14 protein-coding genes are annotated in these 14,862 nt (G+C 63.0%); 12 read left to right on the plus strand and 2 right to left on the minus strand.

The genetic code is table 11. The features are described from left to right. The first annotated feature begins 127 nt into the window (after positions 1-127). Positions 128-721, plus strand: coding sequence for a biliverdin-producing heme oxygenase (locus JKP78_RS10615; RefSeq protein WP_186686149.1), 594 nt, complete (start codon positions 128-130; stop codon positions 719-721). 55 nt (positions 722-776) lie between these two features. After that, positions 777-1,190 carry a YbaN family protein gene (locus tag JKP78_RS10620; protein ID WP_170028445.1) on the plus strand — a complete coding sequence of 138 codons (414 nt, stop codon included), beginning with the start codon at positions 777-779 and terminating at the stop codon, positions 1,188-1,190. Here the strand turns inward: JKP78_RS10620 and arcD (JKP78_RS10625) are convergent. After that, the gene (arcD, locus tag JKP78_RS10625; protein WP_186686152.1) at positions 1,170-2,597 is read right to left on the minus strand and encodes an arginine-ornithine antiporter; all 1,428 of its coding nucleotides are present in this window, start codon (positions 2,595-2,597) and stop codon (positions 1,170-1,172) included. The two genes, JKP78_RS10620 and arcD (JKP78_RS10625), sit on opposite strands and share 21 nt — an antisense overlap. A 436-nt stretch (positions 2,598-3,033) precedes the next feature. On the opposite strand from arcD (JKP78_RS10625), the gene arcD (JKP78_RS10630) reads away from it, so the two are divergent. The 6 genes from arcD (JKP78_RS10630) to JKP78_RS10655 all read left to right on the plus strand — a co-directional run bounded on the left by arcD (JKP78_RS10630) (position 3,034) and on the right by JKP78_RS10655 (position 10,086). Further along, complete coding sequence (gene arcD, locus JKP78_RS10630; RefSeq protein ID WP_170028443.1) at positions 3,034-4,461, plus strand: arginine-ornithine antiporter; 1,428 nt, start codon at positions 3,034-3,036, stop codon at positions 4,459-4,461. A 32-nt stretch (positions 4,462-4,493) separates the two neighbouring features. Then, a complete protein-coding gene (gene arcA / locus JKP78_RS10635; protein WP_186686155.1) occupies positions 4,494-5,747 on the plus strand; it encodes an arginine deiminase in 1,254 nt (417 codons plus the stop codon). Between the two features lie 68 nt (positions 5,748-5,815). Continuing rightward, a complete protein-coding gene (locus tag JKP78_RS10640) occupies positions 5,816-6,826 on the plus strand; it encodes an ornithine carbamoyltransferase (RefSeq protein WP_170028441.1) in 1,011 nt (336 codons plus the stop codon). A gap of 175 nt (positions 6,827-7,001) precedes the next feature. After that, positions 7,002-7,931 (plus strand): carbamate kinase, encoded by a 930-nt coding sequence (gene arcC / locus JKP78_RS10645; RefSeq protein ID WP_170028440.1) that lies wholly within the window; start codon positions 7,002-7,004, stop codon positions 7,929-7,931. A 56-nt stretch (positions 7,932-7,987) separates the two neighbouring features. Beyond that, complete coding sequence (locus JKP78_RS10650; protein ID WP_170028439.1) at positions 7,988-8,356, plus strand: DUF5064 family protein; 369 nt, start codon at positions 7,988-7,990, stop codon at positions 8,354-8,356. Between the two features lie 221 nt (positions 8,357-8,577). Then, positions 8,578-10,086: a sigma-54-dependent transcriptional regulator gene (locus JKP78_RS10655; RefSeq protein WP_170034054.1), complete on the plus strand. Its 1,509-nt coding sequence runs from the start codon at positions 8,578-8,580 to the stop codon at positions 10,084-10,086. An 11-nt stretch (positions 10,087-10,097) separates the two neighbouring features. On the opposite strand, the gene JKP78_RS10660 is transcribed toward JKP78_RS10655, so the two are convergent. Next, positions 10,098-10,967, minus strand: a complete 870-nt coding sequence (locus JKP78_RS10660; RefSeq protein WP_200626644.1) for a LysR family transcriptional regulator — start codon at positions 10,965-10,967, stop codon at positions 10,098-10,100. Positions 10,968-11,084: 117 nt separating this feature from the next. On the opposite strand from JKP78_RS10660, the gene JKP78_RS10665 reads away from it, so the two are divergent. The 4 genes from JKP78_RS10665 (at position 11,085) to JKP78_RS10680 (ending at position 14,741) form a co-directional block, all read left to right on the plus strand. Then, positions 11,085-11,507: an ester cyclase gene (locus JKP78_RS10665; RefSeq protein ID WP_186686163.1), complete on the plus strand. Its 423-nt coding sequence runs from the start codon at positions 11,085-11,087 to the stop codon at positions 11,505-11,507. A gap of 3 nt (positions 11,508-11,510) precedes the next feature. Beyond that, on the plus strand, positions 11,511-12,557 hold the full coding sequence (locus JKP78_RS10670) for an SDR family oxidoreductase (protein WP_200626645.1): 1,047 nt from the start codon (positions 11,511-11,513) through the stop codon (positions 12,555-12,557). Between the two features lie 3 nt (positions 12,558-12,560). Next, complete coding sequence (locus JKP78_RS10675) at positions 12,561-13,133, plus strand: histidine phosphatase family protein (RefSeq protein WP_186686170.1); 573 nt, start codon at positions 12,561-12,563, stop codon at positions 13,131-13,133. 153 nt (positions 13,134-13,286) lie between these two features. Further along, the gene (locus JKP78_RS10680) at positions 13,287-14,741 is read left to right on the plus strand and encodes a TrkH family potassium uptake protein (protein WP_170028435.1); all 1,455 of its coding nucleotides are present in this window, start codon (positions 13,287-13,289) and stop codon (positions 14,739-14,741) included. Positions 14,742-14,862 lie beyond the last annotated feature (121 nt).

Genomic DNA, 14,862 nt, shown 5'->3' on the forward strand with positions numbered 1-14,862 from the left:
CTGGACCTGTGGGAGCGGGCATGCCCGCGAAGAGGCCAGTACAGGCAACACGAAAACCCGATTTTTTACTGTTCCGTCCCCGCTGTTTCGTCTTGTCTCTAGATGCCCCCTTTCCAAGGACTGCCCCATGACCGACCGCCCAGCCCTGCGCTCCCAGCGCCTCAACCAGATCACCCACGCCCCCCATGCCGAACTGGATGCCCTGGTCAAAGCCCACGCACCCTTCGACAGCCGCGAAAGCTTCGCCCGCTTCGTGATCGCCCAGTACCTGTTCCAGGCCGAGCTGCAGGCCCTGTACAACGACCCGCAACTGATCGCCATCGTCCCCGACCTGGCCGAGCGCTGCCGCGCCGAACAGGCCCGCCTGGACCTCGCCGACCTCGACACCGAAGTGCCACCCGCCGTGCCAGGTGCCCTGCGCAATCCAGGCCTGGGCGAGGCAATGGGCTGGATCTTCGTCTCCGAAGGCTCCAAACTGGGCGCGGCGTTTCTGATCAAGCGCGCCATGGCCCTGGGCCTGTCCGACAGCTTCGGTGCCCGCCACCTCGGCGAGCCGGCCGGGGGCCGCGCCGAAGGCTGGAAACAGTTCACCCGTATTATTGATGGCCTGGCGTTGTCGGCCGACGACGAGGCTGCTGCCGAACGCGGCGCAGTGGCTGCCTTCGAGCGCTTCACCGAACTGCTCAGGCACGCCTATGCTACGCATGCCGCGCTGGCTTGACAGGCCATACCCGGCCACCCTGTCGGTGGCCGACCGCTTTTTATGCAGTGAGACCATGACCCGACCCGCCCGCTCGAAACTCGCCCGCCTGCTGTATGCGATCCTGGCTTATGTCAGCCTGGGCGTGGGCCTGGTGGCGATTGTCATTCCCGGCCTGCCGACCACCGAATTCATCCTGCTGGCGGCCTGGGCGGCTACCCGCAGTTCACCGCGGCTGTCGGCCTGGCTGGAAAGCCACCGGCTGTTCGGGCCGATCCTGTACAACTGGCGCAATGGCAAGGTGATCCAGCGGCGGGCGAAAGTGAGCGCGACACTCAGCATGCTGCTGTGCGCAGGGCTGATGCTGACGCTGCTGCAACACCACTGGCCGGTATACTTGGCCATTGCCGGCATGACCCTGGGCAACCTGTGGATCTGGTCACGCCCCGAGCATCCCAGCCCTGCCCCTTCACAGGCTCAGCAGCCCTGAGTACAGGGCATAGGCGGCCAATGCGGCGCCTGCCAGCACGGCGGCAAATATCAGCTTTTCCCAATGGCTGAACAAGGTCTGGCCCTGCTCACGCTTGGCCCTGGCGAACAAAATCACCCCCGGGGCGTAGAGCAACGCCGACAACAGCAGGTACTTGAGGCCGCCGGCATAGAGCAGCCAGATGGCATACAGCAAGGCAACCAGCGCCACCAGCAGGTCCTTGCGGCGCAGCGCCGGCTGCCCGGCGTAGGTTTCTCCGCGCACCGCCAGCAGCACGGCGTAGGCCGCCGACCACAGGTAGGGCACCAGGATCATCGACGAGGCGAGGTAGATCAGGCTGGTATAGGTACCGGCGGAAAACAGCGTGATCAGCAGAAACCCCTGGATCATGCAGTTGGTCAGCCACAGGGCGTTGGCCGGCACATGGTTGGCGTTTTCCTTGGCCAGGAAACGCGGCATGGTCTTGTCGCGCGCCGTGGCGTAGAGGATCTCGGCACACAGCAGCGCCCACGACAACAGCGCGCCGAGCAGCGAAACCGCCAGGCCGAGGCTGATCAGCAGGGCGCCCCAGGGCCCGACGATATGCTCCAGCACCGAGGCCAGCGACGGGTTCTGCAACCCGGCCAGCTCCGGCTGGGTCATGGTGCCCAAGGACAGCACGTTGACCAGTACCAGCAGCGCCAGCACCCCGAGAAAGCCGATCACCGTGGCCTTGCCCACATCCGCACGGCGCTGGGCACGCCCGGAATACACGCTGGCACCTTCGATGCCGATGAACACGAACACGGTAACCAGCATCATGTTGCGCACCTGCTCCAACACGCTGCCGAACTGCGGGTTGCCCAGGCCCCAGATGTCCCGGGTGAAGATATCGGCACGGAAGGCGAACGCTGCAATCACCACGAAAATCAGCAACGGCACGACCTTGGCCACGGTGGTCACCTGGTTGATGAACGCCGCTTCCTTGATGCCGCGCAGCACCAGAAAATGCACCGCCCACAGCAGCAGCGAGGCACAGCCGATGGCGATCGGCGTGTTGCCTTCGCCAAACACAGGGAAGTAGAACCCCAGGGTGCTGAACAACAACACGAAGTAGCCAACGTTGCCCAGCCAGGCGCTGATCCAGTAGCCCCAGGCCGAGGAAAAGCCCATGTAGTCGCCAAAGCCGGCCTTGGCGTAGGCGTACACACCTGAATCCAGCGCCGGCTTGCGGTTGGCCAAGGTCTGGAACACGAACGCCAGCGCCAGCATGCCGACCGCGGTAATGGCCCAGCCGATCAGCACCGCCCCCACTTCAGCACGCGCCGCCATGTTCTGCGGCAGCGAGAAGATCCCGCCACCGATCATCGAGCCGACCACCAGCGCGATCAGCGCGCCGAGGCGCAGCTTCTGTCCCGGTTCGCTCATGTGCCTCCTGTTTTTTTGCCCACTGTCACAGGTTTGAAACAGCCAAGCGGGCTATATAAATATTGTTACTTATAATGTTAGAGATCGATGAAGCTACAGTACTCATAACTGCTCTGTCTATAACGCAGCTACGGGAAAACTAGCACCTGCCGGGGCAACTAGGAAAGCGCCTGATAAAACTCAAAATTCTTGTCAAAAATTTGCGAAAGCGGCAAAAGCGACTAGCTTCAAGCATCGCAGGCAGAACAGAGCGTTTGCTCTAGAAGGACATGGAGGTGCCAGCGCGCAAGGCCTGCAGCAGAAGCTGTCGGCACTCTCCAGGAGTACCGTGAAGGATTTTTCCCACTTCACGTCGCCATGAACTGACCTAAGTCAGCGTATGGCAGCGGCGTCGGATTTACTCTGTCGTCAACTTTCTCCTGGCAGGAGTTGTTAAATGTCTGATTCGTCCGGAAAACTAAAACTCGGCGCGTTAGTTGCACTTGTCGTCGGTTCGATGATTGGTGGCGGGATCTTCTCGCTGCCGCAAAACATGGCGGCCAGCGCCGGGGTCGGCGCAGTGCTGATCGGCTGGGCCATTACCGCGGTCGGCATGCTGACCCTGGCGTTCGTGTTCCAGACCCTGGCCAACCGCAAGCCTGACCTGGATGGCGGGGTGTATGCCTACGCCAAGGCCGGTTTTGGTGACTACATGGGCTTCTCCTCGGCCTGGGGCTACTGGATCAGTGCCTGGCTGGGCAACGTCGGCTACTTCGTGCTGTTGTTCAGCACCTTGGGCTACTTCTTCCCGATCTTTGGCGAAGGCAACACCCCGGCCGCCATCATCGGCGCCTCGGTGCTGCTGTGGGCGGTGCACTTCCTGGTACTGCGCGGCATCAAGGAAGCGGCATTCATCAACCTGGTCACCACCATCGCCAAAGTGGTGCCGCTGGTGCTGTTCGCCCTGATCTGCCTGTTCGCCTTCAAACTCGACATCTTCACCGCCGACATCTGGGGCCTGGGCACGCCAGAGCTGGGCAGCGTGATGAACCAGGTGCGCAACATGATGCTGGTCACCGTGTGGGTGTTCATCGGCATCGAAGGCGCGAGCATCTTCTCGGCGCGGGCGGAAAAACGCAGCGACGTGGGCAAGGCCACGGTGATCGGCTTCGTGACCGTGCTGCTGTTCCTGGTACTGGTCAACGTGCTGTCGCTGGGCATCATGACCCAACCGGAACTGGCCAAGCTGCAGAACCCGTCGATGGCCGCCGTGCTGGAACATGTAGTCGGCCACTGGGGCGCGGTGCTGATCAGCGTCGGCCTGGTCATCTCGCTGCTCGGGGCCCTGCTGTCGTGGGTGCTGCTGTGCGCCGAGATCATGTTCGCCGCCGCCAAGGACCACACCATGCCGGAGTTCCTGCGCCGCGAGAACGCCAAGCAGGTACCGGCCAACGCCCTGTGGCTGACCAACGCCATGGTGCAGATCTTCCTGGTGATCACGCTGTTCTCCGAAAGCACCTACCTGTCGCTGATCTACCTGGCCACGTCGATGATCCTGGTGCCCTACCTGTGGTCGGCCGCCTATGCCGTGCTGCTGGCAGTGCGCAGCGAAACCTACGAACAGGCCCTGGCCGAACGGCAGAAGGACCTGATCATCGGTGGCATCGCCCTGGTGTACGCGATCTGGCTGCTGTACGCCGGCGGCGTGAAATACCTGCTGCTCTCGGCCCTGCTCTACGCACCTGGCGCGATCCTGTTCGCCAAGGCCAAGCGTGAGGTTGGCCAGCCTGTCTTCACCAACGTGGAAAAACTGATCTTCGCAGCCGTGGTCATCGGTGCCCTGGTGGCAGCCTTCGGCCTGTACGACGGCTTCCTGACCCTGTGATCCACGTCTTCGTTCAATTGGAGGAATGAACCATGTCCGCTGCAAAACAGAAGTACGGTGTCCACTCCGAAGCCGGCAAACTGCGCAAAGTGATGGTTTGCTCGCCGGGCCTGGCGCACAAGCGCCTGACGCCGAGCAACTGTGACGAGCTGCTGTTCGACGATGTGATCTGGGTCGACCAGGCCAAGCGTGACCATTTCGACTTCGTCACCAAGATGCGCGAACGGGGCGTGGATGTGCTGGAGATGCACAACCTGCTGACCGACATCGTCCAGCAACCCGAAGCGCTGAAGTGGATTCTCGATCGCAAGATCACCCCCGACACTGTCGGTGTCGGCCTGACCAACGAAGTGCGCAGCTGGCTCGAAGGCCTCGAACCGCGCCATCTGGCCGAGTTCCTGATTGGCGGCGTGGCTGGCCAGGACCTGCCGCAAAGCGAAGGTGCCGAGGTGGTCAAGATGTACAACGACTATCTGGGCCACTCCAGCTTCATCCTGCCACCGCTGCCCAACACCCAGTTCACCCGTGACACCACCTGCTGGATCTACGGCGGCGTGACACTGAACCCGATGTACTGGCCGGCGCGACGTCAGGAAACCCTGCTGACCACTGCCATCTACAAGTTCCACCCGCAGTTCACCAACGCCGACTTCCAGGTGTGGTACGGCGACCCGGACAAGGAGCACGGCCAGTCCACCCTCGAAGGCGGCGATGTCATGCCAATCGGCAAGGGCATCGTGCTGATCGGCATGGGCGAGCGCACCTCGCGCCAGGCCATCGGCCAGTTGGCGCAGAACCTGTTCGCCAAGGGCGCGGTGGAAAAGGTCATTGTTGCCGGCCTGCCCAAATCGCGTGCCGCCATGCACCTGGATACCGTGTTCAGCTTCTGCGATCGCGACCTGGTCACGGTCTTCCCGGAAGTGGTCAAGGAGATCGTGCCGTTCATCATTCGCCCGGACGAGAGCAAGCCATATGGCATGGACGTGCGCCGCGAACACAAGTCGTTCATCGAGGTGGTGGGCGAGCAACTGGGGGTCAAGCTGCGCGTGGTCGAAACCGGCGGCAACAGCTTCGCCGCCGAACGCGAACAGTGGGATGACGGCAACAACGTGGTGGCCATCGAGCCGGGCGTGGTCATTGGCTACGACCGCAACACCTACACCAATACCCTGCTGCGCAAGGCCGGGATCGAAGTCATCACCATCAGCGCCGGTGAACTGGGCCGCGGCCGTGGCGGCGGCCACTGCATGACCTGCCCGATCGTACGCGACCCGATCGACTACTAACGACCATACCCCCGGCCGCCCATACCCAGCGGCGGCCGGTGCGTTCACCAAACTCAAGGAGATAAGTCATGGCGTTCAACATTCACAACCGCAACCTGCTCAGCCTGGAACACCACACCACCCGCGAGCTGCGCTACCTGCTGGACCTGTCCCGCGACCTCAAGCGCGCCAAGTACACCGGCACCGAGCAACAGCACCTGAAGGGCAACAACATCGCCCTGATCTTCGAAAAAACCTCCACCCGTACCCGCTGCGCCTTCGAAGTGGCCGCCTATGACCAAGGCGCCAACGTCACCTACATTGACCCGACCTCCTCGCAGATCGGCCACAAGGAAAGCATGAAGGACACCGCCCGCGTGCTCGGGCGCATGTACGACGCCATCGAGTACCGTGGCTTCAAGCAGGAAATCGTCGAGGAGCTGGCCAAGTTCGCCGGCGTGCCGGTGTTCAACGGCCTGACCGACGAATACCACCCGACCCAGATGATCGCCGACGTGCTGACCATGCGCGAGCACAGCGACAAGCCGTTGCACGACATCAGCTACGCCTACCTGGGCGATGCCCGCAACAACATGGGCAACTCGCTGCTGCTGATCGGTGCCAAGCTCGGCATGGACGTGCGCATCGCCGCGCCCAAGGCACTGTGGCCGCATGACGACCTGGTCGAGCGCTGCCGCAAGTACGCCGAGGAAAGCGGCGCGCGCATCACCCTCACCGAGGACCCGGTGGCCGCGGTCAAAGGCGTGGACTTCGTGCACACCGACGTCTGGGTATCGATGGGCGAGCCGATCGAGGCCTGGGGCGAGCGCATCAAGCTGCTCAAGCCGTACCAGGTCAACACGCAGCTGATGAAGTCCACCGGCAACCCGCGGACCAAGTTCATGCACTGCCTGCCGGCGTTCCACAACTCCGAAACCAAGGTGGGCAAGCAGATCGCCGAACAATACCCGGACCTGGCCAACGGTATCGAAGTGACTGACGACGTGTTCGAGTCGCCGGCCTGCATCGCCTTCGAGCAGGCGGAAAACCGCATGCACACGATCAAGGCGATCCTGGTGTCGACCCTGGCTGACCTGTAAGCCTCGCCCGCCTACCGGGGGACTGCGCTGTACTTGTGGGAGCGGGCATGCCCGCGAATGCGTCAGCCGCACCAGTGATGGTGCCTGGCCTCTTCGCGGGCACGCCCGCTCCCACAGGGAACCCTGCAACCCCCGTGTAGCGGCAGCTCATTCTTTTCGTTAAAGGACATTCCCCATGCGTATCGTTGTTGCATTGGGCGGCAACGCCCTGCTGCGTCGCGGCGAGCCCATGACCGCTGACAACCAGCGCGCCAATATCCGCACCGCCACCGAGCAGATCGCCAAGATCCACCCTGGCAACGAACTGGTCATCGCCCACGGCAACGGCCCGCAAGTCGGCCTGCTGTCGCTGCAAGGGCTTTCCTACAAGCCCGACGAGGCCTACCCGCTGGACGTGCTCGGTGCCGAGACCGAGGGCATGATCGGCTACATGATCGAGCAGGAGCTGGGCAACCTGCTGGCCTTCGAAGTGCCGTTCGCCACCCTGCTGACCCAGGTGGAGGTGGACGCCAACGACCCCGCCTTCAAGGACCCGACCAAGTTCATCGGCCCGGTGTATGCCAAGGAAGAGGCCGAGCGCCTGGCCAAGGAGAAAGGCTGGGTAGTCAAGGCCGACGGCGACAAGTACCGCCGCGTGGTGGCCAGCCCGAAACCCAAGCGCATCTTCGAGATCCGCCCGATCAAGTGGTTGCTGGAAAAAAACAGCATCGTGATCTGCGCCGGCGGTGGCGGCATCCCCACCATGTACGACGAAAACCGCAAGCTCAAGGGTATCGAGGCGGTGATCGACAAGGACCTGTGCTCAGCCCTGCTGGCCGAGCAGCTGGATGCCGACCTTCTGATAATCGCCACCGATGTCGATGCCGCCTATATTGACTGGGGCAAACCCACGCAGAAAGCCATCGCCCAGGCCCACCCCGACGAACTCGAACGCCTGGGTTTCGCCGCCGGCTCCATGGGGCCCAAGGTGCAGGCCGCCTGCGATTTTGCCCGCCACACCGGCAAGGTGGCGGTGATCAGTTCGCTGGAAAACATCGAGGACATCGTCAAAGGCACCGCCGGTACGCGCGTTTCCACCGCGAAGCCGGGTATCAGCTACCGTTGAATGCAGTGGGCGGGCGCTTGATGCCCGCCATTTTCGACCTTCCAAAGGAGCTTGCCATGGCCCAGTACCAACCCGGTCATGTACATATCGAGCGCACCGCGCTGAACAAGAACGACCACAGCTATGACCTGAACATCGAATACGAGGCTGCGTCGGACCCCAAGGAAGGCAGAGGCATCCAGTTTCGTATGCATGGCAGCATCGAGGGCAAGCCAGTGGAAGAAAAGTTCTTCCTGGCCAAGGACCAGGTGCTACCCAGTTTTCTCATGGTCCTGAGCCGCAAGGCCCAGTCATACCTGGCGCCGCCCAAGAAATTCGAAAGCCTGGGTTCGCCGCACAAACTCTACGACCATATGTTCTCGGACATCCGTGAAAAACTCGATGTGAAGTCGGGCGACCCGATCAAGCCTGAACATCTGGAGTGATGCCACCCTTCTGGGGCTGCTGTGCAGCCCATCGCGACGCAAGGCCGCTCCTACAAAGGTGATGTATTTTGAGCTGCGCCCAGATGGTGGGACATATGTCCGACATTGGGGCGCAGCTCATTCCCCTGTAGGAGCGGCCTTGCGTCGCGATGGGCCGCAAAGCGGCCCCGGCGTTGTTGAGGCATACTACCGCCGTCCCCAGCCACCACCTCTTCGTCCCCATGCGCATCCACGTCAGCTTCATCGACCGCGTCGGCATCACCCAGGAAGTCCTCGCCCTGCTCGGTGCCCGCAACCTCAACCTGGACGCAGTGGAGATGGTCCCGCCGAACGTCTACATCGACGCCCCCACCCTCAGCCCCGCCGTGCTCGAAGAACTGCACGACGCGCTATTCGAGGTACAGGGCGTGCAATCGGTGGAGGTGGTCGACATCCTTCCCGGCCAACGCCGCCACCTGCAGCTCGACGCCCTGCTCGCGGCGATGAGCGACCCGGTACTGGCGGTGGACAGTGCCGGCAAGGTACTGCTGGCCAACCCGGCACTGATCGAACTGTGCGGCCGCGAATCCGCGGGGCGCTCGGTGGGTGAGCTGTTCGGCGACCCGGCACTGCTGCAGGCACTGCTGGACAACAACTTCCACCTGCCGATGCGCGAGATGCAGCTCAACGGCCAGAGCCTGCTGCTGGACGCCACGCCGATCACCAACGCCGGTGGCCTGCTGACCCTGTACCCACCCACACGCATGGGCGAACGCCTGTCGGCCCTGCACCACGACCATGCCGAAGGCTTCGATGCCTTGCTCGGCGAGTCGCCGGCCATCCGTACCCTCAAGGCCCGAGCCCTGCGTGTGGCGACGCTCGATGCGCCGCTGCTGGTGCACGGCGAAACCGGCACCGGCAAAGAGCTGGTAGCCCGCGCCTGCCACGCCATCAGCAGCCGCCACGCGGCGCCCTTCCTGGCGCTGAACTGCGCTGCGCTGCCCGAGAGCCTGGCCGAAAGCGAACTGTTCGGCTACGCCCCGGGCGCCTTCACCGGCGCGCAACGAGGCGGCAAGCCCGGGCTGATGGAGCTGGCCAACCAGGGCACGGTGTTTCTCGATGAAATCGGCGAGATGTCGCCCTACCTGCAGGCCAAGCTGCTGCGCTTTCTCAGCGATGGCAGCTTCCGCCGGGTAGGTGGCGACCGGGAAGTGAAGGTGGATGTACGCATCATCAGCGCCACCCACCGTGACCTGGAACGCATGGTCGCCGACGGTAGCTTCCGTGAAGACCTGTTCTACCGCCTCAACGTGCTCAACCTGCAGGTACCGCCGCTGCGCGACCGAGGCCAGGACATCCTGATGCTGGCGCATTTCTTCATGCAACAGGCCTGCACGCAGATCCAGCGCCCGCCCTGCCGGCTGGCCCCGGCCACCCATTGCGCACTGCTGGCCAACCCTTGGCCAGGCAATGTGCGCCAGTTGCAGAACGTGATCTTTCGCGCTGCGGCCATCTGCGAGGGCAACCTGGTGGATATCGGCGACCTGGACATCGCCGGCACCTCGGTGGCGCGTGGCCAGGACGGCGAAGTGGCCAGCCTGGAGCAGGCGGTGGCCGATTTCGAGCGCGAGCTGCTGCAACGCCTGTACACCAGCTACCCATCTACACGGCAACTGGCCGGGCGCTTGCAAACCTCGCACACCGCCATTGCCCAGCGCCTGCGTAAATATGGCATACCCGGCAAGGCTTGATCGGATGTTGTTCAGCCGGTTCCCAGGGCTTCCTGCAGCACCTGCTCAAGGATTACGAAACACGCCCTTATGTGGGCCTGCTTCAAGGCCTGCGGCCGGGTAACCATGTAGACCTCCATGTCTGGCAGGCGCAGGTCCGGGAACAGCTCGATCAGATCGTTCGCCAGTATCCTCGGCAGTACGGCAACGCCCATGCCCCGTCTCACCGATTCGAGTTGTGCGATGAACGAACTCACGCGGATGGGCGCCCGGTCCAGCCCCCCTGCCTTGGCCGCACGCAGTTGCGGTAACGCATCCAGCGGCGGCAGCAGGCCGATATTGACCGCCGTCGCCGGGGTAACGCCCGGGTAGCGCTGCAGGTAACCAGCAGCGGCGAACACGCCATAGCCAAGCCGGCCCACGGGCCGATAGATCAGTGAGGGTTCCCCCAGGTGGACCGTGCGCACGGCAATGTCCGCCACGCCGCGGGCAATCTTGTGAAAGTCAGCGGTCACGGTCAGCTCCACCGAACAACCCGGGTGCAGGCTGGTAAAGCGATCGGCCGCCTCCAGCACGCTCGTCGAGAAGCCGTCCCCTGCACTCACCTGGACAGTGCCAGAGAGTGCACAAGGCAGATCGTCGTCGCCGCCTCGAGTTTGCCGGCGCAGGCCAGCTTCTGCTGCCAGGGCCACCTCTACCAGCGCTTGGCCGCGCGAAGTCAGCCTGCAACCTTCTACGCCCCGCTCGACCAGCGGCTCGGCCAGTGCGGCCTCAAGCTGGGTCAGGCGACGCGACACGGTCGACGCCGCGATGCCCAGCAACTCGCCAGCGCGAAGAAAGCTGCCACGCCGCGCTACCGCCAGCAACAGCCGAAGATCATCCCAGTTTTCCTGCAACGCCATCTGTGCCGGCTTCTCCACGCTTTGCGAATATGCAAAGCGATTATGCAATAGCCGCTGTTTTTCGACAGCAAGCCCGGGAGTACCTTGGGCCCTCCCTGAACGAATGGAATGCAATGCATGATGACTGGCCCCAAGGACTATGCCCAGCGTGCCGCCAACGCCTTCAACCAGCGTGATGTGCAAGGGCTGCTGGCATTGGTTGACGAAGACTTCGTGTACCTGGATGGCATGACCAGGCAAACCGGGCGCGAAGCCATGCGCGCCCGCGAGTTGGCGTTGTTCAGCGCTTTCCCTGATGCCCAGGTGGCCCTGACCCCGTTCATGGTCGCGGACGATCGGCTGGCCATGAGCGCCGTCCTGACCGGCACCTTCAGCTCGCCGCTGTGGCTGCCGGCAGGGGTGATCGTTCCGGCCCATGGGCGCCGGGTCTGCCTGCAGTATGCGGCCCACTTCACCTTCAGAAACGGCCTGGCGGTTCGCGAAACGGTGTTTTTCGACAGTGCCACGTTGCGGCCATCTGCCGAACAGGGCGAGGGTTGAGCCATGCGCAATGTGTTCGTGACCGGCGCAACCGGCTTGCTGGGCAACAACCTGGTGCGTGAACTGGTCGCACGTGGCTACACGGTCAAAGGGCTGGTGCGGTCGAGCGCAAAGGGCCGACAGCAGTTTGCCGATCTGCCCGAAGTGGAGCTGGTCGAGGGCGACATGGCCGATGTCGATGCCTTCGCGGCGTCGTTGCACGGCTGCGATACGGTATTCCATACGGCGGCATTCTTTCGCGACAACTACAAGGGCGGCAGCCATTGGCAGGCACTTGAGCAGATCAATGTGAGCGGCACCCGCCGTCTGCTGGAACAGGCCTACCAGGCCGGTATCCGCCGGTTCATTCACACCTCGTCCATTGCGGTGCTCGACGGCGCACCTGGCACAGCCATCGATGAGACATGCCTGCGGGCCGAAGCAGATGCCGATGACTACTACCGCAGCAAGATCCTCGCTGACCGTGTGGTGGCTGCGTTTCTCCAGGCCCACCCCGACATGTACGCCTGCATGGTACTCCCAGGCTGGATGTGGGGCCCTGGCGACATCGGCCCGACGTCGGCCGGGCAACTGGTCAACGATGTGGTGCAGGGCAAGCTGCCTGGCTTGATCCCGGGTAGTTTTTCGGTGGTGGATGCCCGCGATGTGGCTTTGGCGCAGATTGCCGCAGCCACCCAGGGACGCAGCGGTGAACGCTACCTGGCCGCAGGGCGGCATATGACCATGGCCGAACTGGTACCGATAGTCGGCCGTCTGGCCGGCGTACCGACGCCTACTCGGCATTTGCCGTTGCCGTTGCTGTTCTGCCTGGCCGCAGTCCAGGAAATGTATGCGCGGCTCACCGGCAAGCCCATCCTGCTAAGCTTGGCCACGCTGCGCCTGCTGGTGCGGGAAAAGGACCGTACGCGCTTCAACCACAGCAAAAGCGAACACGCGCTCGGCCTGAGTTTCAGGGCGCTGGAACTGACTGTCGCCGATACCGTGGCGTGGTATCGAGACCACGGCTGGTTTGCACGACACGGCTCGCTCACGAAACAGGAAAGTCAATAGCCCATGGACAGGGAAATAATCCTGATGCGCCACGGCCAGCCGGCACTGGTTGCCGGCAAAAAAGTGTCCGCACGGGATATGCAGGGCTGGATCGACGGCTACGACCGCGCCGGAATCACCGACCAGCCCGTCCCGGCCGCCAGCCTGCAGCTTGCCACGCGGGCACGGGTGATCGTGTCGAGCACAGCGCCACGTGCACTGAGCTCGCTACAGGCGCTTGGTCTTGCGCCCAGCCACGTCGATGCACTTTTTTGTGAAGCGCAGCTGCCGTTTGGCCAATGGAGGTTACCTCGACTTTCACCGTTTACCTGGGCATTCATTCTTCGCCTGCTGTGGTTGTGCGGTTACTCGCGCGATGTCGAAACCGTCAGCGCTGCCAGGCTCCGTGCCAGCATCGCAGCGCAACGGTTACTGTCACTTGCCAGCGAGGGGCCGGTGATGCTGCTGGGTCATGGGCTCATGAACCGGATGATCGCCAGGCAACTGATGGCTCAGGGGTGGACTCGCCGGAGCCACAACGGCAGCCACTACTGGAGCGCAGTTGTGCTCGCCAAGCGCATTGACGGCCCAACCTGAAAAGGGAAAGCCCGATGACACAAACGCAGCGCTGATACACTGTCGAACAACCCTTACGATGCGCCGGCCGGGTCAGGACCTTTACGGTTTTTTTACTCGACAATGCCGTGGCGCTGTAAATACTGCCCGGCATATTCCAAGCGAGCTTGTTCGATGCCTCTCCCCGCGCTGCGCTTCATCGCCTTCATCATCGGTGTCTTCCTGATCACGTTGTCCCTCAGCATGGTCGTGCCCATGGCCACGCTGATCCTGTACAGCCGCAGCGACGATCTTGGCGCATTTCTCTGGTCGAGCCTGATCGCGCTGTGCGCTGGCCTGGTGCTGGTAGCCCGCGGCGTACCTGAGGCGCCGCAGATCCGCGCCAGGGACATGTATTTCCTGACCACCGCGAGCTGGATCGTGGTTTGCGCGTTCGCCGCCTTGCCCATGGTGCTGATCCGGCACATCAGCTACACCGATGCATTCTTCGAAACCATGTCGGGCATCACCACCACCGGTTCCACGGTCCTGACCGGCCTCGACAGCGCCTCGCCCGGGCTGTTGATCTGGCGCTCGATGCTGCACTGGCTCGGCGGCATCGGCTTCATTGGCATGGCCGTCGCGGTCTTGCCGCTGTTGCGCGTCGGTGGCATGCGCCTGTTCCAGACCGAATCTTCGGACTGGTCGGACAAAGTCACACCACGCTCGCACGTCGCGGCGAAGATGATTCTGGCGGTGTACCTGGGGCTCACCGCAGTCGGCACGCTGGCGCTGTGGGCCGCCGGGATGACCCCGTTCGAAGCCATCAACCATGCGATGTCACTGATCTCGACCGGTGGCTTCTCGACTTCCGATGCATCGCTCGGGCACTGGACCCAGCCCGCAGTGCACTGGGTGGCGGTGGTCATCATGATCCTCGGCAGCCTGCCCTTCACCTTGTATGTGGCGACCTTGCGCGGCCACCGCCGGGCCTTGATCAAGGATCATCAGGTACGCGGCTTCCTCGGCTTTCTGGCTTTCGTGTCGGTCACGGTGGGCACGTGGCTCTGCTGGCACAGCGACTTGTCGTGGTGGGACGCGTTGCGGATCGTGGCGGTCAATGTCACCTCGGTGGTCACCACGACGGGGATTGCGGTCGGTGACTACACGCTGTGGGGCAGCTTTGCCGTGCTGTTGTTCTTCTACCTGACCTTCGTCGGGGGCTGTTCAGGGTCGACGGCCGGGGGCCTGAAAATCTTCCGCTTCCAGGTGGCGGCATCGTTGCTGGTCAGCAGCCTGAAGCAGTTGATCCATCCGCGCGCGACGATTTCGAAGAAGTACAATGGCCACCCCATCGACGAAGATATCGTGCGTTCGCTGCTGACCTTTTCGTTTTTCTTCTTCATCACCATCGCGGTGATCGCCCTGCTGCTGACCCTGATCGGCCTCGACTGGACCACGGCCTTGAGCGGTGCCGCCACCGCCGTGTGCAATGTCGGGCCCGGATTGGGCAATCTGATTGGACCGGCCGGCAATTTTGCTTCGCTACCCGATGCAGCGAAGTGGTTGCTGACGATCGGAATGCTGCTGGGCCGGCTCGAAATCCTTACTGTGCTGGTACTCATCGCGCCCGCATTCTGGCGCTTCTAGGCACACCTGAGACGCGCCTGCCGGGTAGTTCAGGCGCGACGGCCTGTGGTGCTGACGGGCACCACTGTATCCATTTCATTACACTGTATTGGATTCGCTACAGGCTAGCCTGGAAGGCGCT

Source organism: Pseudomonas sp. LAM2023 (assembly GCF_016620375.1).
Classification (GTDB): Bacteria; Pseudomonadota; Gammaproteobacteria; order Pseudomonadales; family Pseudomonadaceae; genus Aquipseudomonas; species Aquipseudomonas anuradhapurensis.